The sequence below is a fragment of the Faecalicatena contorta genome (assembly GCF_022835095.1).
GTDB lineage: Bacteria > Bacillota > Clostridia > Lachnospirales > Lachnospiraceae > Faecalicatena > Faecalicatena contorta.
The window spans coordinates 307,038-326,675 of sequence record NZ_BQNQ01000001.1 but is presented as its reverse complement, the minus strand read 5'-3'; the positions used below and the strand labels follow the sequence as shown (position 1 = coordinate 326,675).

Sequence of the window (19,638 nt, the reverse complement as noted above, 5' to 3'; positions counted from 1 at the left end):
TCCATCCGGCTGTGCACCTCAGCGGTTAATCTTGTTTTTCGCTCTGTATCTCTGCTCCTGCAGAGACGCCAGACTGCCCGCTTATCCTGTTGAGAATATATACTGCCACTTTCGTCCCGGCCCCCTCCCGGGACTGTATTTTCAGATACCCCTCCTGTTTTGTGATAATCTCTCTGGTTAGATACAGGCCGATCCCGACCCCTTCCGTTCTGTTCGCTTTTCCCTCTCTAAAAAAACGTTTACACACATCATTGATATGCTCCGCTGCAATTCCCATACCATTGTCTTCAATGACAATCTTCGTGTAAATTTCCAGAGGTTCTGCATAGATCCGGATCTTTCCACCCTCCTCAGTATATTTCACGGCGTTATCCACAATATTGAAAATAGCTTCCGCCGTCCACTTGGCATCGTAGTACAGATAGATCGCCTCCGGGCAATCAACTTCTATTTCCAGCCCTTTTTGTTCCGCTTTCACCCGGATGCTTTCCGCCACTTCATACAACGTATTCCTGAGGCAGTTTTTTTCGGGATGGATGGAGATCATATGGGTCTCCAGGCGGGACATTTTCAATAGAGACTGCACCAGGAATTCCAATTTTCCTACCTGCCTGCCCAGCACTTCAAGGCACTGTTCCCGGATCTCTTCGGGCAGTTCTTTCTGACGGACTGTATCGCAATACATGGTAATATTTGCAATGGGTGTCTTCAGCTGGTGGGAAATGTCGGATACAATGCTCTGCACTTCCCTTTTCTGATCCTCATTTTTCTTTGCCGCAGCTTCCGTAATATCGGAAAGCCGCTTCAGCCTCATCTGTACACGGGAAGCCAGTGTTTCATCCTCCAGAACAAACTCCTCCATCGACTCCTTCCGAAGAATAGTGTCTATAGAATCACAAATTTCCTCTGTAAACGCGATATATTTTTTCCGCATATTGATCCAAAGGATCAGCCCGGTAACTGCTGCACTGATGACTGCTGCAGCAACGGCAGCGGCGATTGTCCATTTATCCATTTTCAGCTCCTGTCCAGCGGTACCCGGTTCCGTAAACGGTCTTAATATACGTAAACTCCCGATCAGCTATCTTCGATCTGAGACGGCTAACAAAGATGGTCAGCGTATGCTCATCCACATAATTGCCATCATTATCCCACAGCTCATCAATCAACACCTGCCTTGTCAGAACGATTCCGGGGTTTCTTAAGAACTTCTCAAGGAGCTTAAACTCCGTGGGAGTCAGGGAAAGCGGCTTACCACTTTTCAATACGGTATAGCTCTCAAAATCAATTATCAGATTCCCTGTCTGGATCTGATTTTTCACTTCCATGGACGGCTGATATCTCCGCAGCACAGCCCGGACACGCTCTACCAGCACCTGAATATGGAACGGCTTAGTAATATAGTCATCCGCCCCTGCCCGGAATCCGGCAATCATATCTTCATCCATATCCCTGGCTGTCAGAAATATGATGGGGACATTCAGCATACGGCGCACCTTTTCCGCAAATTCTACTCCGTTTCCATCCGGCAGATTGATATCCAGCAAAAGCAGGTCCGCCTGGACCGTCTCCAGCTGCAGAAACGCATCCTGTATATTATATACTGCCTCTGCCAAAAATCCCGCCGCTTCCATATTTATCCGAAGCCCTTCTGCAAGGGCAAGGTCATCTTCTACTATTAAAATCTTCTGTTTTTCCACTCTTAAAAGACTCCTTTTCTTCCACAATATCTTATGCCCCCATGGGACTGGCAGTTAATTATTATACGATGTACTAGTCAGACACACTTGAACTCTAATGGTATCCCTGCTAAACTGTTGTGGAGGTGATCAAATTGAAACATCCATTTTCATATGAAGTTATATACAGCAGCCGGAAAACACTGGCCATACAAATCACAGCGGAGGGCAGCGTCAAAGTCCGCGCCCCCAAAAACTGCCCCAGATCCTCCATCGACCGTTTTCTCAAAGAAAAAGAAGCCTGGGTACTCAAATACATCGATAAAGCGAAGCAAAATCCACGGCCTGCCCCGCAGCCGCTTACCGCACGGCAGCGAAGCCGCTACATTAAAATAGCAAGAGATATTTTCACACAAAAAACCGCTTACTATGCATCCATCATGCACGTCTCCTACGGACGCATCTCCATCCGGGAACAAAAGACGCGATGGGGAAGCTGCTCCAGCCAGGGAAACCTCAACTACAACTGGCGGCTGATCTTTGCCCCCGAAGATGTGCTGGATTATATTGTAGTCCATGAGCTGGCGCATAGAAAAGAGATGAACCATTCAGCCGCATTTTATAACATCGTAGAAGAGATACTTCCTAATTACAAGAGTTCCCAGAAATGGCTGCGAGATAACGGAACCATGCTCTGGAGCAAAGGGGTCTGACCCCTTTGCGGAGGAAGCTGTTCCTTTTACAGAAGGGCCAGCCCCCCTTTACATCTGTTTTCTTACGATTTTATACTCATCCCCATGCCTGTAATACGGGCACTCATGAAAATCCCCTTTTACAAACCGAACCATTTCGTCTTCATCCAGATTCTGCGTGCAGACGTAACACTCATAATCCTCATCGTATTCATAGTTCATACAGTATTCGCAGTTTGATGCCTCACGCTTATTCAACGTTACCCCCTCCGATCTGTTTCAATTGCTGGTACAAACAAGAAACCGGCAGACCCACTACGTTATAATAATCCCCTTCTATCCTGTCAATATAAGCCGCAAATGCCCCCTGTATCCCGTATGCGCCTGCCTTATCCATAGGCTCCCCGCTCTTGATATATGACAGAATCTCGTCCCGTTCCATAGCATGTACATAAACCTTGGTCTCAACCACATGATTTAAAGTCTGACACGCGCCCCCCTCATCATAATCCAAAATGGCAGTCCCGGTAAACACCTGATGCGCCCTGCCCTGCAGTTCCGTCAGCATCTCAAATGCCTCAGCTTCATCCTTTGGCTTACCCAATATCTTATCGTCCACAGCCACGATCGTATCTGCCCCAATTATAACCGTATCCCTCAATCCATGTTCTGCACCAAGTTCAGCCGCTACATTCTCCGCTTTCATCAAAGCCAGTTCCTTCACAATCTCCTGGGGAACCGTACTATCATAATGCTCCTCTTTATTACTTACCACAACTTCAAACTTCAGCCCAATCAGCGTCATCAACTCACTTCGCCTGGGTGATGCAGAGCCCAGTACAATCCTCTTCATAACGTATGCCTCCCATAACTTTCAATAGCACTATTGTATCACGGACACATACTCTGCGAAAGCCCTTTGTTCCGGTATGCCGTTTGGTAATAATATTCCGTGGTACATATAGAATACCGTTATTTTATAGTAAACAAATGGAGACAATATGTTCCACCAAGCGAATCAATACGCCGCCCCGCTTAAGAAGCCCCCAGAAGACAAGCTTTACTCCCGATTGGATGAACCCAGCAAAATGAAGGGCTAGCCGAAAGCGAGTCAACGCCTAACCCAAACCAGCATTTCCCCAAGCCCCCGATTCCCCCACCGTGCATAAGGAACCGCCTTCATCGTGACTTTTTTTCTCGCCGGCTGTTCAAATGAATACAGCTCATGATTGTCTGGATTCTGATATTCCCGATACCCCCGTATATAGACAGGCGGGTAAAACTCTTCTCTGCCTTCTCTTTCCTGTCCCATTTCTTTTGTCCCGCAAATCGATTCTGCGATCAGCGCATTCAGATCTTCTCCATTGTCAGCTTCCTCCAGGCAGTAGACAATGGGGCCCCGCAATATCGCTGCTCTGCCGCTGTCTGCAGATACCTTGGGATTTGCATATACAAACCGGCTTTGAATATCAAATTGAAGTTGAATGACGTCACCATCACACCACGCCCTGTTTATTTCCATATATCCTGTAACTTCTTCCGGTTGTATTTCTTCTCCATTGTCCAGTACTCCAATGCTCTTACTCCAGCCAGGTTTCCTGAATCTGACAGACATCTCTTTCTTTGGGCCAAAATACTTTATCTCCAGTCTCCCGTCTCCCAGGTAATCTCCGGTGATTTCCCACAGTCCCCCGTCCTCCAAATAGATTTTTCCTCCAATATAGAGGTGTATGGCTAACTGATTTTCCTCCTGATTAAAATCATAAACATATTTATCTAATGACGTAATGGTTCTTGCCGCGTTTGGCGGGCAGCACGCACATCCGAACCAGGTTACCCTGCTTGTTTCCACATGCCGCAGATCGTATCTCTGGTCGGCTTCACGGGGATTCAGCATAAGAGGGTTTACATAAAAATACTCTTTGCCATTGTCCGACATACCGCTCAATACCCCATTGTACAATGCCAGTTCCATAATATCCGAATACTGGCTGTCCAGCTTCAGACGGAGCATCCGCCTTGCCCAGAACACCAGCCCGATAGACGCACAGGTTTCTGCATATGCCCTGTCATTTGGAAGATCGTATGGAACCGAAAATGCCTCTCCATGCTCATCCGCTCCCACTGCTCCTGTAATATACATCTTTCGCTTTGTCACATCCTGCCACAGCGCATCCAGGGCCCGGATGGTCTTTTCATCTCCTGTTTCGTATGCCAGATCCGCCAAGCCGGAATACAAATACATGGCCCTGACGGCATGACCCACCGCCTCGCTCTGCTCCTGCACTGGTTTCTGTGCCTGGTGATACTCGAGTCCAAACCATTTATCCTTAAATTGTTCACCGAATCCGGAATCGTTTAATAAGAAAGAGGGCTGCTTTCCCCGTTCTAATAACAGGTATTTCATAAAAGCCAAATATTTTTCTTTTTGGGTATATTGATAAAGCCTGTACAGCGCCAGCTCCAATTCTGGGTGTCCGGGGTAGATATGCAGTTTCCCCTCTTCCGGACCGATTCTTTCCATAAACCAATCCATATAACGCTCTACAATCTGCAGCAGCCGTTCTTTCCCCGTTGCTTCTGCATACGCAGCCGCGGCCTCCGCCAGATGGCCCGCGCAGTACATTTCATGGCCGTGTGCGATATTGGTAAGCCGTTTCCCCTTGCCTGCGCAAGTGTAATATGTATTAAGATAACCATCGCTTTGCTGCGCCCGTCCTATGATTTCAATCAGTTCATCAATCTGGGATTCCAGCTTGGGATTCTCCTTTATTCTAAGAGAATATGCCGCGCCCTCTATCCATTTGGCCACATCACTGTCCTGAAATAACATGCCTGCATACTCACCCTCGGCCAGCTTTGCCGCAATTCTAAAATTCTCAATTGCATGGCTCTTAGGTATCCCGGGGACAGCATCGCTTAGTACTTCATACTGATAAGGTATTATGCATTTGCACATTTTCTCAATCTGCCCGCTCCAGAAAATGTCCCTGATTTCCATTTTTGTCTGTTTCATAACATCAAATCACCTTTCTTTTATAAATACACACATTCGACCCTTCCCCCTGTTTCCCCAACGGTAATAAGGAACCAGACAAATGGCAGTATCTTTAAACTGAGGGGGCTCACATCCATATAATCCGTTCTCTTTTTTCGTACACCGGTATCCCTGCGCATAAATCAAATCCACGTCTCCCGACAAGTTTCCCTCCCTCTTAAAAAACAGCCCGCTCAGGTCCCCGTTATCAGCTTCTTCGGCACAATATACCACAGGCCCCCGCATCACAGCCGCCTTTCCAATCAAAGAATGTACCTGCAGGGACGCATATATTTTCCGGGGCAGAATTTCCATATCCACCTGAATTTCAGTCTCTTCCAGCCAGCATTCCTGCTCGATTTCAGCGTATCCTCTTTTGATCACCGGGTGTATTTCCTGCCGGTTCTTTGTAATCCGTATCTTCTCACACCAGGACGGCACTCTGATTCTCAGAACGCCGGGCGTGCGGTCCGCCTTTCTCACCCGGATCCTGATCTCCCCCCGATTGGGGTATACGGTATCTTGTGTTACGGTCCAGCCATTTATATCCGCCTCGCTGTTTATGAAAAGATGGATATTAAAATTGTGCTCATCACCCGTATAAATATATTTATTAAGTCCCATTAAAAGCCTGGCAATGTTCGGCGGACAGCAGGGGCAGTCAAACCATGGCTGGCGCTCATATTTCAGATGCGAATAATCCTGCCTCTTCTCACATCTTTCCGGATCGATTTCCAGTGCATTTGTATAGAAAAACTCAGTGCCGCTCTCCGAGATCCCTGCCAGGATGCCGTTATAAAGAGTTTTTTCCATAATATCACCGTATTGGGAGTCATTCTCTATCAGCAGCAAATGATAGGACAGCAGAAACAACCCGATCGATGCACAGGTCTCCCCATACATCAAATCAGAGGGCAGGTCATATGGATATGTAAAGCTTTCCCCATACGCAGATGACCCAATAGCCCCTGTCAAATACATCTTTTCTTCTGTCACATTCCGCCACAGCTTCTTTACATGCTGAAACAAATCCATATCGTGATTCAGCCTTGCCTTATCTGCCGCAGCAGTATAAAAATACATAGCCTTTACAGCATGTCCGACCGCCTCATTTTGTTCACGTATCGGCAAATGTGACTGAGAATGTCTGTAATCGCTCTCATCCAGCTCATATACCAGGTTCTTCCCCACGTTCGTATTCCGCGGTTCTTCCGAAAAAAAGTATGGTTTCCTGCCGCGCTCCTCAACAAAAAAATCCGCCAGTCTCTTATATCTGTCAATTCCCGTATCCTCATACAGCCGGTAAAGTGCAGGCTCAATTTCGGCATGTCCGTCATATCCCCTGATTTTTCCGGCCTCCGGTCCAAAACAGTGATCAATATAATCCGCATACGCTTCTGCAATGACCAGTAAATCCGTCCGTCCCAGCACTTGATGCGCCGATACCGCCGCTTCGATTAAATGGCCTGCACAGTATAACTGGCAGGACTCTTTCAGATAATGCCATTTGTCCTTCAAACCATGAATAATATAGTATGTATTTAAATATCCGTTTTTTTGCTGCGCTCTCTTTAAAAGATCCGCGGCCTCATTAAAAGCAGCCAGCGTCTCCTGATTTTCATATTGAAGAGCCAGTGCGGCCGCCTCCATCCATTTATAGACATCGCTGTCCTGGGATACAAGCCCGTAGAAATCCCGGTCAGACTCACCGGCCGCAATTCTGAAGTTTTCAAATGCCCCGCTTGGTTCTATCCCCTCTATCTCATCGTTCAGTGCTTTTCTAATATACGGGATGGTTTTACCGGCAGCCAGCATTCTTTTTTCATGCAGTAAGCCGCCTGTAATCGTAACATCTTTTATATTTGTCTCTTTATACATACGCCCCTATCCTTTCACAGCCCCTGCTGCTATGCCGTTTATAATCGTTTTCTGTGCAAATAAATATATGATGACAACCGGTATAATCGCCATCAGCCCGGAGGCCAGCAGAAGATTCCATCTATTTTGAGTAAACTGGTTATAAAATGCTAACTGTGACAGTGGAATCGTATATAATTCTTTCTTCGAAATCAAAATCATAGGCAGCATCAAATCATTCCAATATCGGATAAAATAGAGCACTGCCACGGTTCCGTTGATCGGTTTTAGCAGCGGGAAGATGATCTGGAAGAAGAAACGATATCCACTGCAGCCATCCATATAGGCACACTCATCCAGCTCTCTCGGTATGGATTTTACGGCCTGTGTGTACATAATCACCGCCAGCGAACAGGAAAAACCGGCATTCAGTACCGAGATCAGCGTCAGGTTATTGGTAATATGAAGATCCGAAGCTGTCACGGCCAGAGGAATCATAATGACCGGAAATGGAAGCATCATGGCGATCATAAATACTACCGACGTAATGTGTCCGATTTTATTGTTCATCCTCGCAAGCTTATATCCTGCCATTGCTCCAAGCCCTATAACAATAACCCCGCTTAACACCGCGAAATAGATCGTATTTCCAAATATTTTTGCGTAATGGCCGGTGTTCATAACCTCTTTAAAGTTATCCAGGTTCCAGGCTTCCGGCAAAGCAAGCGGCTCCATGACCACCTGCCCGAATGTTTTAAAAGAATTCATGATTACAAAAACCATGGGAAGAAACATCGCTGCGCAGATCAACCAGAGAATCACTGCAATAATCCTATTCGTACGTTTTTTTTCTGCCATCAGTCTTCCTCCTTTGTCAGTCTCATCTGCAGGCCGGCAATGACCGCCATTACGATCGTCAATACAACCGCTAATGCAGAAGCGTATCCCATCCGGTGGCTCTTGAACGCCTCGTTGTATATGTATAAGGCAATATTCTCCGATGCATGTCCCGGCCCGCCGTTTGTCAGGCTCATAAGCAACGGGAACATATTCAGGCTCTCCGTGACAGACAAGAATAAGCAGACAAAAATCGTCGGCTTCATTAAAGGAAGCGTAATGTACCGGATCATCTTAGCGCCGCTGCACCCGTCAATCACCGCAGCCTCTACCGGATCCTGCGGAAGGAGCTGCAGCCCGGCCAGATAAATGACCATAAAATATCCAATACACTGCCACAACTTAACGGCTGCAGCCGAGTACAATACAAGCCTTTCATCTGACAGCCATCCCGTATTAAATATTCCCCAGCCGGTCAGCGGATATAAATCCGTCATAAATCTGCCTAATAAAAACTGCCAGATAAAACCGACCGTTACATTATTAAAAATAAAAGGGCAGAAAATGATAGCCCTCAGAACATTCCTGCTTTTGATCTTTCGATTCAACGCCAGGGCGAACAGAAAACCTGCGATATTGGCCAGGACAATCAGCAGGACAGCCGATTTTACAGTAAAACCCATGGCATTATAAAAAAGTTCGTCTTTCAATATATCCACATAATTCGATAATCCCGTAAACTCTTTGTTTGGATTAATTCCGTTATAGTTCGTAAAAGAATAACCAATGGTCTGAAATAACGGAAGTATAAAAAAAAGTACATATAGTATTAACATAGGAAAAACAAATCTGATAAAATCTAATACCTCTTTTTTCAGCTTTAGCTGAAAATCCGCCCCGCAGGGGCATGAATTACGGGATGCCCTTGGGTATACCTCTCTTTTTTTCCTCTTTCTGCTTCTCATGTCTTGCACGTCTCCTCTGTTCGTTATCAAAAGGCTGCAAAATTGTACGGTTTCCGTAAGCCCAATTTTGCAGCCTCTGAAGCATTAACTATTCTAATGCATCCGCATACTTGTTAAATGCATTGTCAAAATCCTCAATTAATTTCTTATGGTCTTTTGTACCGGAATTCAGGTACTGTACAGTAACTTTCCATGATTCCGCATCAAATCCGGCGGGCTCATATGCATAATAAGTAAAGACCGTTTTCTCATCCTGCAGATATGTCTGCAGAATCTCGGATGCTTCATCTAATTCAGGCTCCGCTACTGCATTTGCTGTTGGAACACCGATTTCATCATAATAGTAACCGCCGCCGTTTTCCGGGTTCAGGAAATATTCCATAAACTGATTGATCGCTTCAGCTTTTGCCGGATCCTCCTCGGATGCCGCTAATACATTGATTACAAATCCGTACTGTTTCGGGAATAACAGGGCTTCTTTGTCCTCGGAAATCGGAAGTGGGAACATCCCCATTTTGATATCCGGATTCAGTTCCCTGATCTGAAGAATCGACCAGTTACCCTGCAGCATCATGGCTGCATCCCCTTTCGCAAATGCGGCGTATTGTCCCGACACATCCGTATCAAACGGCCTGTCCTGCGTATTGTCTGCTACCAGATCCAATACGTCAAACGCCTGATCGATACCGGGCTGGTCAAAGGTCCAGTTTCCTTTCTTATAATCATCCCCTAACTCTACCGCAGCCGGCGTCAGGATGGAAGATGCCCCATATCCCAGGAACTGGCCAATGGTCCATTCTGTTGCATAGCCCGCGGCAAAAGGAGTGATCCCGGACGCTTTTAACTTCTCTACGCAGTCTTTTAATTCCGAAACTGTCACCGGAACGTCTGAAATCCCTGCTTTTTCAAATAACTCCTTATTGTAGAAAACGCCCCATGCCTGCGTATCCATCGGGATTCCATATACCCCGTCCTCAATCGTGACTGTATCCAGTTCTGTGTCCCGGATGTATTTCATGAAGGGCTCATTCTTGATATCTTTGATATATCCTGCGTCTACATAACTGGCAAGTTCAAATCCCTGCAGCTGGCTTGTCAAATCCGGCGCATCGTCGGCCGCCAGCCGGGTCATCAACTCCTCGAGATGATTTGTGCCGGTTGCATTGAATGTAACGTGAACCCCATCCTGGCTGTTATTGAAATCTTCAACAATACGGCTGAATATCTCCGTCCTGTTCGGATCCCCGAATAAAAATTCAAGCTCTACCGGTTCACTTGATTCCTGTTCCTTGGCGCCGCTGCTGTCTGATGTACTGCCGCTTCCCTTTTGGGAGCATCCACCTGCGGCCAGCCCCGCGATCATCACCAGTGCAATCCCCAATGATAATAATTTCTTTTTCCTCATTTGTCCTCCTCCTTTTGGTTTCGCTTTGTTTTGTTATTATTATCATATATTTAACTCCTTATGAAATACATAGACAATATCGACTGTTTTTAGGACAAAACTGACAATGTTAAAAATTATAAAAAGCCGTAGGAAAAACGACAACAAACTGCTTGTATATAAAATTTAATAGGCTAAACGCCAAAGTAAACTGTGCATATTATATTAAAAAATAATAAAGTATTCGAGATGAAAGAAACCGCTTGAATATATATATATATTATGGTATTATAAATAAAAATTACTTTTTCGGTAATTTTATTATTAAATTGGAGGGGTTCTGATATAGAAATTCAGTATCACGATAAAAAAGTCGAAAAAATTTGTACAGATTTTAAAAAAGCTAAGAAAGAATTACCTGCAGTTGTTGCAGAAAAGCTTCATGCACTTATCAACTTGATTGAAAGTGCAGATAATCTTCAGGATATTGCTGAAATGCAGATATATCATTTACATCCTCTTCAAGGAAAGAGAACGGAGCAATATGCATTGGATATTGCTGGAAGAAGAGCTGGATATCGCTTAGTTATTATTCCACTAGATGCCAACGGAAATGAGTGGAAAGAAAAAGATATTAATGTTGTTTATAAATCAACAGAGGTAATTATTGCGTGGGAGGTGTCTAATCACTATGAATAAAATTGAATACCAAGAGTTGATTGCATTCCACCCTGGCTATTATGTGAAGAATTATATTGACGAGCAGGGCAATACGCAGGAAGAATTGGCAAAGCGTCTCCAGACTACGCCTAAATATATAAGTGATTTGGTAAATGGCAGAATTAATTTGACCGATGAGATGGTGTTAAGACTTTCTATTGTATTTGGAACGTCAACGAAAATGTGGTTGAATTTAAACCAAAAGTACATCGAAAAAAAATTAGAAATTGAAATACGAAAAAGAATAGCTGAAGAATGCGAACTCGTAAGAAAAATTGATTATAAATACTGGGTTGACTTGGGCTTAGTGAAAGCAACACGTATTACAACAGAAAAGGTACAGGAGCTTCAAAGATATTTTAAAGTTTCTTCGCTTATCGTACTTAGACAAAGTGATTTTCTTGTTCAGTACCGAACAAGTGTTTCCGAAGTGACAGACGTAAATATAATTAATGCAAACGCATGGGTACAGACGGCAATCAATATTGGAACACAGATCGATGTAGAACCCTTTGATAAGAAAAAACTTATCGAGGCAATTCCGGAAATCCGTAACATGACAGTGCAGAATCCGAAAGTATTTTATCCTAGGCTTAAAGAGTTACTGGCAAGTTATGGTGTGGCTCTTGTATTACTTCCAAATCTAAAGAACTGTGGCGTGAATGGCGCTGTAAAGTGGCTTGGCAAAGATAAGGTTATTTTAGCATTAAATGATAGAAGAAAATATGCAGATACATTTTGGTTTGCCTTATTCCATGAATTAGGCCATGTATTGCAGCAGAGAATCAAAGTTCTTTTAGTAAGTGAAAAGAACAAAGCAGGACTTAAAACAGATGATTTGATCCAGCGGCTTGAAGTAGAAGCAGATACCTTTTCACAAAATACATTAATTCCGAAAACGGCTTATGATGAATTTGTGAGAATAAATCAAAGCGGTTTTACTGCTGAAAAGATAAAGGAATTCGCTTCTAATATAAATATTTTGCCAGGTATTGTTGTCGGACGATTGCAGCAGGATAATTTTTTGACTTATCAGACAACACTGAATAGTTTGAAAATTAAGTACGTGATTGGATAAATATACAGAGATATTATGCAAAATCAATAGTACAGGACTTGGTATTATACCAGGTCCTGTGATGTGTATAAAAGGTTAGAAGGCAGAGGAAGAATACACAAAGTTTGAACTTCCGCCAAGCCGTAACATATTACCTACCCGTCATCCATAGTTACAGGAGCCTTATCCCCTTCAAGAATAAACTGCTTTGGAGATATCCCGCAATATTTTTTAAATACCCGGCTGAAATAGCTGCAATCGTGATATCCAACAAGCTCTGCTGCTTCTGCAATGTTATAGCCTGCCGCCAGATATGCCTTTGCCTGTGCAAGCCTTACCTCGTTTATGTAACTGGTGATATTTACTCCATATTTTTTCTTAAAAAGCCTGGACAATACATCCTTATTCATGTAGTACTCCTGAGCCAGGCTGCTCAGTGAAATATCCCGGGCATATTCCGCATCGATTCGTTCCCTTATCTGCCCCATAATATCTTTCCTGCACTCAATACCTGCTCCACGGCTCTCGTCTGCGTGCTGCTCACAAATTTTTTTCAGCGCCTGGTTCAGTTCATTCCGGTTAATTGGTTTTAATATATAATCTACCGCGCCATATTTTAAAGCGATTCTGGCATATTGAAAGTCATCATACCCGCTGATGACGATAACCGAAGGATTCATCTTTTCCTCCGCTATAAACTTCAGAACCTGGTCTCCGGAGCAGCCGGGCATTTTCATATCCAGCAGGATCACATCCGGGTTCTTCGCCTTAATTAACTCAACAGCCTCTATCCCATTCTGTGCCTCTCCGACAATCTCCATATTGTTTTCTTCCCAATTACCAATCAGGCGTATAGTCCGACGGATAATCCGTTCATCATCTGCAATTACTACTCTCAGCATCTGCCTTCCCTCCTGGCACCGTAATCTTCACTCGAATACCGCCTCCGTCCCGCTGTTCGATACTTACCCCATATGCCGGGCCAAATTGCTGCCGGATACGTTCGTTAAGGTTCACCAGTCCTTTTTGCTTGTATCCATTCGCTGGCGCCCCTCCTTTGCTATTCAGCATATTCTGAATTTCCTTTAACCGTTCAGCCTCGACGCCATCGCCGTTGTCTTCAATGTAAAATTCACACACCTTATTTTTCAGCTTTAGCTGAAAATCCACCCCGCAGGGGCATGAGATACGGGGTGCCCTTGGGGATACCTTATTTTTCAGCTTTGCTGAGAACCCGCCCGCAGGGCTTGCGTTACAAAATGCCCTTGGGTATATATCTTCTTTTATGATATCATAAATACAGATATGAACTGCTTTTGTAGTTTTTTCCATCCCATGCTTGATGGCATTTTCTACAGGAAGCTGTAATGTAAACACCGGAACCAGCATATCCAGAGCCTTATCCGAGAGTTTAATCTCCAGGCTGATCTTATCACCAAACCGGTATTTTTGAATGTCCATATAATCCCGGACAATTCTGACTTCTTCGGATACCTTCACAATGCTCTTGCTGTTGTTAAGACTGTATCTTAAAATCCCGCTTAGTGCATTGTTGATCTCCTCGATTTCCAGCACATTATTCTCAATTGCAATTCCGCTGATCGTCTGCAAAGTATTATATAAAAAATGCGGGTCTAACTGCGCCTGCAGAGCCTCTAATTTGGCCTGCTTTTCCTGAATCTGGCTTTGATATTCCGATTCGATCAGGGTATTGATTCTCAGATTCATTTTCTCAAAGCTGGAATAAAGGGTTCCCACTTCATCGCTTCTCTTTGCCAGCAGCGGCTCCTCGTAGCTTTCCCCCTGCTTATAATGCCGCATGGTACCTGCAAGATTCTCTATCGGCTTCATAGTACGATTGATTATATAGTATAAAACCAGGATTCCCAGGCCGAATATCATAAGCACAAGTATGCAGTTGCTGATAAACTGTGTTTTAATCCCTTTCATAATCTGGACTTCCGGCACAATCTTTACCATTGTCCAGCCTTCATTTTGGGATTTATCCGCGATTACAATGCATTTTTTATTATCGATCTTCTGTCTGAACCAATATCCGGATTCGTCATGAATACTGACTGCATCCTTCAAGCTGTTCAGCGCTTTCTCCTCCCGCTCTTCGCTGTCATAGATTAACTGAAGGTCATTATCAAATATTAATAACTCTTCCTCCTCGCTGTTAAACTGTCTGTAAAGTGTATCGAGCCTGCTCTTATTGATATTTACGGAGATAACAAAATAATAATCGTCATTCTTTAAAGGATACTGTATATATCTGGAAAAGCAAATGATATCTTTCTTTTCGTACCGGATTTCTTTTGACACCGTTACCGCCAATGCATTACTCGTTTCCGCCGCAGTATACCAGGGCATCTCTTCCAGATCATGACCGTTTAAAATGTACAGCGTATTCTCCGTTGATTTAATAGGAATATGGTTAAATGAAACTTCGTCCATTATATAAAATTTGTTTGATGCACTGGAATATAAATAAATACTGTCGATATCGCTTGCCGAATTATATTTACTTGCAAGAATATTGTATATCTGGTTATCTTCGCTGACCGATTCCTCGCCGCCGCTTTCCCAGAATATTTTATCATAAAACATTTCTTTTGATGCAACAGATAAATCATCCACGATCCCGGAAAAGTAATTTGTATTTGCCTGATGTAATATCTGCATATTATTTGATATAATTTCTTCTTCTCTGGAATGATACATGTATAAATACATCAGACAGACTGTGATGATCTGTATGAAACAGATGATTCCTATTACGAAAATAATCTGGTTGACTAGTTTGCCTTTGATTAAACGGAGATACAGCTCCTTGGCTTTGCTTAACATGACCTCACCTCCTGTGGATCTCTGAATCATATTTTAGCAGAAAACTTTTTGAAAAGCGAGTCTGGGGGAAAACGATATTTTAGCATTGAGTTTCTAACTTTAAAATGTTAAACTCCTTTTGAGAAGGTAAAAGGAGCTGATGTCAATGGTTACATATAGCGATTTATTCACTTTTGTAATTATGATTTGTGCGATAATAGCTCTTGTTGTTAACATCTTTAAACACAAAAAGCAGTGCCCTCGGTCTGGTAAACTAAGGCGCTGCTTTTAGAGCTGATACTTACCGGCAGCCAGGTGTGTGCTGGCTTTCGGCTCTCTTGTTAAGTATATTATAGTCAATATATAACGGATTCTGTCAATTATATATCTTCCGACCATTCCAAACCACCCGCACCGTGGATGAATGAAGGAGAATATAGCTTTTACGAGGTTATTAAAATGTTGAAGATTATTATTTCACCTGCTAAAAAAATGAATCTTATAGATGAATTTAGTTTTAAGCTTACGGATCCGGTTTTTCTGGAGGAAACCGGATATTTACATACTCTTTTGAAGGAGATGGCACTGGAAGAACTGCAGACATTGTGGCATTGCAGCGACAGGCTTGCCAAACAGAATTATGAACGTCTTCATTCTTTTTCTCCGAATCGTGCTTCCAGCCCTGCACTGCTTGCTTACGAAGGAATCCAGTATCAGTATATGGCTCCACAGGTTTTTTCGGATTCGCAGTGGGATTATGTTTCTGAGCATCTTTATATTTTATCTGGGTTCTATGGAATTCTGAAGCCTGCCGACCGGGTGATCCCTTACCGCCTTGAGATGCAGGCTAAATTGGAAACAGAGGAGGCACGGGATCTTTATCGGTTCTGGGGCCGCAGGATGTATGACTTATTGACCGGGAAAGACGGGGAATCTGATGCTGTTCAGATCCTCAATCTGGCTTCTGCCGAATATAGTAAAACAATTCTGCCATACGTCAGAACACCGCATTCTCAGGTAACCTGCATTTTTGGTGAAAATATAAACGGGAAAGTAAAGATGAAGGGAACTCAGGCGAAAATGGCGCGCGGGGAGATGGTCCGCTGGATGTCTGAACGGTACATCGAAGATATCACCGAGATACGCGGATTTGATCGTTTGAATTATCGTTTTCATCCGGAATTCTCCTCGGAGACGGAGTATGTTTTCCTGAAGAATCCGATGCCGCCAGGCCGATGATCTGAACCTTTTTCATATTCTTTGCCGCCACTTTGCAAAGGGGTCTGACCCCTTTTGTTTGTATTTGCATTTTTCATAACTCATAAGTCACTGCCTTCTATCAGCACGGCCCGGCACGGGGCTCCGTCGCATCCCCCCAGCTTTAACGGCTGGGCGCACAGAAAGTATTCGCCGCACTCCACGTCTGACAGATACAGGCCTTCCAGTATGGCCATTCCTGCACCCAGCAGGGTTTTATGCACTCCGGCCGGCGAATCTTCCGGGCCCACGGTCAGGCTTTCTACACCTGTCAGCTCCATGCCCGCCTGCGCAAATACTCTGGCTGCATCCTCCGTGAAGACAACACGGCCTTTCCATAATACCTTTTTCTCTTTCCCTGCTATGATCCTGCAAGCCTGCTCTGCGTCCAGTATGCCGTCAAATTCTACCACACTGCACGGCCCCATAACCTGCTTCAGCGGCAGCTCATCAACCGCCCTGCCCTCATCCAGAAAATGCCTGGGGGCATCCATATGGGTTCCGTTGTGTGTACACATTTTCAGGTATGTGAGATTGCACCCATCTCCGTTTCTCACCTGCATCAGACGCTCACATTCAGGCGCCGGGTCTCCGGGATATACGGCAGAGCCGAATAATTCTCTCGAAATATCATAGAACTTCATTCTGTTTCTCCTGCCTCTCCCTTTTCTTCCAAAATCAGCCGTTTGAGGGACTCACGGAAGCGGTCATCATCCTCCTGCGTCCGCTTTTTAGGCCCTTTGAGATGATTTTTCCTGGTCTTTCTCCTGACCTCTTTGGCTATATGCCGTTCAAACATCATCTGATCGATATTCTCCGCTGTATACCATTTTCCGCTCTGATGGATCGGAAATACGCCTTTTCCGAGGCACATGGAGGCCACACCGTAATCCTGCGTCACGACAATATCTCCTTTTTCCGCCATAGTAACAATTTTAAAATCAGCGGAATCCGCGCCTTTTTCCACCGTTACAACCTGGCTGTAGTCTGAATGGAACAGGTGCGCCGTGTCACAGACCAAAGTGACCGGAATCTTATTCTGCCGTGCTTCGGCTTCCACGATCCCGATCACCGGGCAGGCATCTGCATCTACTATAATCTTCATATTAACAATTCCCCACGAATACATTTTTCAGATACTTACGCGCCGTTTCTGCAAGAAGGTACACCCGCCCTATATCCGTGGGCCCTCTGTCTTCCATGTGATATCGTGGAAAGAAACGGGTTACATGCAGAGGAATCTCCCCGCCTAAAGATGCGATCCACTGCGCTTCCTCTTCCATTTCCTCCAAGCTGTCATTTTCTTCCGGCACAATCAGCGTTGTGATCTCTACATGGCAGGATTCTGCCGCACGCCGGATAAACGCCTTCACCGTCTCCAGATCGCCTCCCAGCTTCCTGTAAGAGTCCGCACGAAACCCCTTCAGGTCAATATTCATGGCATCCGTAAACGGCAGCAGCTCTTCCAGCACTTCCTGGGTTACCGAACCATTGGTGACAAGAACGTTCACCATCCCCGCTTCTCTCACAAGCCTTGCCGTATCCCGCACATACTCCCAGCCGACCAGCGGCTCATTGTAGGTGAACGCCACGCCGATATTGCCAGCATCTTTATACTCCAACGCTTTATAGGCAAGATCCTTTGGGGAGATATACAGTGTACCCCCAGCCGCCTCATCCGCCATGGATATCTCGTAATTTTGGCAGAAAGGGCACCGCAGGTTGCATCCATAGCTGCCCACCGATAAAATCCTGCTCCCCGGGCGGAACATTTTCAGCGGCTTTTTCTCGATTGGATCCAGGGCCATGGAGGTCACCAGCCCGTAGTTCCCGCATATGACCGTCCCATTTTCATTCCTTCTGGCCCCGCAGATTCCGGTCTGCCCGGGCCTCAGACTGCAATGGTGCATACATACCTGACAGACTTTATTCATGCCGTACCACCTCAAACCGCTCCAGGCGTACTTCTTCGTCTCTGCTGATGCCGGCCTTTCTCTTTGCGATATCAATCTGCTCCTCCACCGTCTCCACGCCTTCCAGATTCGGAAGCAGAAGCCCCCGCTTATGCCCTTTTGAGACGATGACCCCATACCGTTTTACATCCAGTTCATCCGGTGAATCCACCGGCTCTGTCTCTCCCATTACGTCCACGCTGATTACGAGCCTGTCCAGTTCTTCCGGCTCCACCGCAGGAAATCTGGGATCCCTGGAGGAAGCACTGATTGCATTGTCTATGATTTCCTCCGCAAGTGAGCCGCGTACTGCCTGAATGGTCCCAATACACCCCCGCAGCTGCCCGTCTTCCTTAATAGAAACAAAAGCGCCGGCCCTCTGGCTGTACAGTTCCCAGGGCAGCCCTTTTGGCACCTGTATCTTTCTGCCTGTGCGCACATGTTCCTCTATCGTCTGCCTCGCGAGCTGCACATAGGCATCTTCCTGACCCCGCTGTTCCAAAATCCTGGCCTTTTCCTCTGCCTCAAACTTTGCTTTAAACTTCCGCTCAGAATCCTGCCCGCAGGGCACATAAGCGCACACACCGTAGCCGACGCCGAAAGGCCCCTCGTAAGAAAGCCGCTCTGCCACGACCGCCATTCCATCCAAAGCACCAGCCATAATTGTAAATGCCCGGTGTCCGCATTCTCCCGCATTTTCACAAAAGTCTTGGGAAAAATCCAGCAGTTCCTCAAATGCGCCTCTGCCCATCACATCCATGATCCGGGTATCGTACTCCGGACCTTCCTTTTGATACCCATAAGGGCCGTCCTCCTTCAGCCGGTGTGACAGATCTCCGCTGGCAATCAGCACCGTCTTTTTGTCCAGGTGTTCTATGGTTTCGCCGATATACTGTCCCAGTTCATAATGTCTGATCAGCGGAAATCCCGAAAGCCCTATTCTTACCAATTTGTATCCTGTCCAGTACTGGTTCACAAAATACAGGGGCACCATAGTTCCATGATCCAGGCGCTTATCCCGTTCTCCCAAGGTTCCTGCCGGCAGTTTCCAAGCCTTAGCCAGACTGCCCAGATAGTCTATGAACTCTGTATCATATGCAGCTTCCAGCTTCACCTGGCCTGCCCCAAACTGGCCAAAGTCCCCTTTGGCCCCCTTTCCGGGTGAAATATGAAAGTAATCCGCATACATGACCTGATGGGGTGAGATCAATACGATCGTCTCAGGCTGCAGCTCCCCGATCCGCCGCGCGACCTTCCCATATGCATCCACCGTACTTTGAATCCTATGCTCCTCACCTCTGCCGATATCCGGTACGATCAGCGGTGGATGGGGAACCATAAATGCCGCCATAATTCCCATAGCCTTCCCTCC

19 protein-coding genes are annotated in these 19,638 nt (G+C 45.4%); 4 read left to right on the top strand and 15 right to left on the bottom strand.

The window, feature by feature from the left end; genetic code table 11:
- Positions 1 to 25 precede the first annotated feature (25 nt).
- Positions 26 to 1,015 (bottom strand): sensor histidine kinase, encoded by a 990-nt coding sequence (locus MWG26_RS01420; protein WP_025654237.1) that lies wholly within the window; start codon positions 1,013 to 1,015, stop codon positions 26 to 28.
- A complete protein-coding gene (locus MWG26_RS01415) occupies positions 1,008 to 1,700 on the bottom strand; it encodes a response regulator transcription factor (protein WP_025654236.1) in 693 nt (230 codons plus the stop codon). The genes MWG26_RS01420 and MWG26_RS01415 overlap by 8 nt, the downstream gene beginning before the upstream one ends.
- A 134-nt stretch (positions 1,701 to 1,834) precedes the next feature.
- Between MWG26_RS01415 and MWG26_RS01410 the strand changes: the two genes are divergently transcribed.
- Positions 1,835 to 2,392: a M48 family metallopeptidase gene (locus MWG26_RS01410; RefSeq protein ID WP_025654235.1), complete on the top strand. Its 558-nt coding sequence runs from the start codon at positions 1,835 to 1,837 to the stop codon at positions 2,390 to 2,392.
- Positions 2,393 to 2,440: 48 nt separating this feature from the next.
- Here the strand turns inward: MWG26_RS01410 and MWG26_RS01405 are convergent, their stop codons facing one another.
- From MWG26_RS01405 to MWG26_RS01375, 7 genes are all read right to left on the bottom strand, one after another.
- Entirely contained in the window at positions 2,441 to 2,629 is a 189-nt protein-coding gene (locus tag MWG26_RS01405) for a DUF6472 family protein (RefSeq protein WP_025654234.1), read from the bottom strand.
- Positions 2,622 to 3,224, bottom strand: coding sequence for a Maf family protein (locus MWG26_RS01400; RefSeq protein WP_025654233.1), 603 nt, complete (start codon positions 3,222 to 3,224; stop codon positions 2,622 to 2,624). Before MWG26_RS01400 ends, MWG26_RS01405 begins: the two co-directional genes overlap by 8 nt.
- A 258-nt stretch (positions 3,225 to 3,482) precedes the next feature.
- A complete protein-coding gene (locus MWG26_RS01395; RefSeq protein ID WP_025654232.1) occupies positions 3,483 to 5,387 on the bottom strand; it encodes a glycoside hydrolase family 127 protein in 1,905 nt (634 codons plus the stop codon).
- Between the two features lie 9 nt (positions 5,388 to 5,396).
- The gene (locus MWG26_RS01390) at positions 5,397 to 7,286 is read right to left on the bottom strand and encodes a glycoside hydrolase family 127 protein (protein WP_025654231.1); all 1,890 of its coding nucleotides are present in this window, start codon (positions 7,284 to 7,286) and stop codon (positions 5,397 to 5,399) included.
- A 6-nt stretch (positions 7,287 to 7,292) separates the two neighbouring features.
- Complete coding sequence (locus MWG26_RS01385) at positions 7,293 to 8,123, bottom strand: carbohydrate ABC transporter permease (RefSeq protein ID WP_025654230.1); 831 nt, start codon at positions 8,121 to 8,123, stop codon at positions 7,293 to 7,295.
- The gene (locus MWG26_RS01380) at positions 8,123 to 9,067 is read right to left on the bottom strand and encodes a carbohydrate ABC transporter permease (protein ID WP_025654229.1); all 945 of its coding nucleotides are present in this window, start codon (positions 9,065 to 9,067) and stop codon (positions 8,123 to 8,125) included. Before MWG26_RS01380 ends, MWG26_RS01385 begins: the two co-directional genes overlap by 1 nt.
- Before the next feature lie 88 nt (positions 9,068 to 9,155).
- Complete coding sequence (locus tag MWG26_RS01375; RefSeq protein ID WP_025654228.1) at positions 9,156 to 10,472, bottom strand: ABC transporter substrate-binding protein; 1,317 nt, start codon at positions 10,470 to 10,472, stop codon at positions 9,156 to 9,158.
- 435 nt (positions 10,473 to 10,907) lie between these two features.
- Between MWG26_RS01375 and MWG26_RS23120 the strand changes: the two genes are divergently transcribed.
- Positions 10,908 to 11,150: a hypothetical protein gene (locus MWG26_RS23120; protein ID WP_416388517.1), complete on the top strand. Its 243-nt coding sequence runs from the start codon at positions 10,908 to 10,910 to the stop codon at positions 11,148 to 11,150.
- Positions 11,143 to 12,249 (top strand): HigA family addiction module antitoxin, encoded by a 1,107-nt coding sequence (locus tag MWG26_RS01365; protein ID WP_025654226.1) that lies wholly within the window; start codon positions 11,143 to 11,145, stop codon positions 12,247 to 12,249. The genes MWG26_RS23120 and MWG26_RS01365 overlap by 8 nt, the downstream gene beginning before the upstream one ends.
- 134 nt (positions 12,250 to 12,383) lie before the next feature.
- On the opposite strand, the gene MWG26_RS01360 is transcribed toward MWG26_RS01365, so the two are convergent.
- Both MWG26_RS01360 and MWG26_RS01355 read right to left on the bottom strand, forming a co-directional pair.
- Positions 12,384 to 13,130: a response regulator transcription factor gene (locus MWG26_RS01360; RefSeq protein ID WP_117441189.1), complete on the bottom strand. Its 747-nt coding sequence runs from the start codon at positions 13,128 to 13,130 to the stop codon at positions 12,384 to 12,386.
- Positions 13,105 to 15,078, bottom strand: a complete 1,974-nt coding sequence (locus MWG26_RS01355) for a sensor histidine kinase (protein ID WP_173005566.1) — start codon at positions 15,076 to 15,078, stop codon at positions 13,105 to 13,107. The genes MWG26_RS01360 and MWG26_RS01355 overlap by 26 nt, the downstream gene beginning before the upstream one ends.
- 438 nt (positions 15,079 to 15,516) lie before the next feature.
- Here MWG26_RS01355 and yaaA point away from each other — a divergent pair, with 438 nt between their 5' ends.
- The gene (gene yaaA / locus MWG26_RS01350) at positions 15,517 to 16,296 is read left to right on the top strand and encodes a peroxide stress protein YaaA (RefSeq protein ID WP_044926151.1); all 780 of its coding nucleotides are present in this window, start codon (positions 15,517 to 15,519) and stop codon (positions 16,294 to 16,296) included.
- An 80-nt stretch (positions 16,297 to 16,376) separates the two neighbouring features.
- Here the strand turns inward: yaaA and MWG26_RS01345 are convergent, their stop codons facing one another.
- The 4 genes from MWG26_RS01345 to amrA are packed head-to-tail and all read right to left on the bottom strand — an operon-like array spanning position 16,377 to position 19,626.
- A complete protein-coding gene (locus tag MWG26_RS01345; RefSeq protein WP_025654186.1) occupies positions 16,377 to 16,958 on the bottom strand; it encodes a cyclase family protein in 582 nt (193 codons plus the stop codon).
- Entirely contained in the window at positions 16,955 to 17,419 is a 465-nt protein-coding gene (locus MWG26_RS01340) for a YaiI/YqxD family protein (protein WP_025654185.1), read from the bottom strand. Before MWG26_RS01340 ends, MWG26_RS01345 begins: the two co-directional genes overlap by 4 nt.
- Before the next feature lies 1 nt (position 17,420).
- Positions 17,421 to 18,248, bottom strand: coding sequence for an AmmeMemoRadiSam system radical SAM enzyme (gene amrS / locus MWG26_RS01335; RefSeq protein ID WP_025654184.1), 828 nt, complete (start codon positions 18,246 to 18,248; stop codon positions 17,421 to 17,423).
- Positions 18,241 to 19,626, bottom strand: a complete 1,386-nt coding sequence (gene amrA, locus MWG26_RS01330; protein ID WP_025654183.1) for an AmmeMemoRadiSam system protein A — start codon at positions 19,624 to 19,626, stop codon at positions 18,241 to 18,243. Before amrA ends, amrS begins: the two co-directional genes overlap by 8 nt.
- Between the last annotated feature and the right edge of the window lie 12 nt (positions 19,627 to 19,638).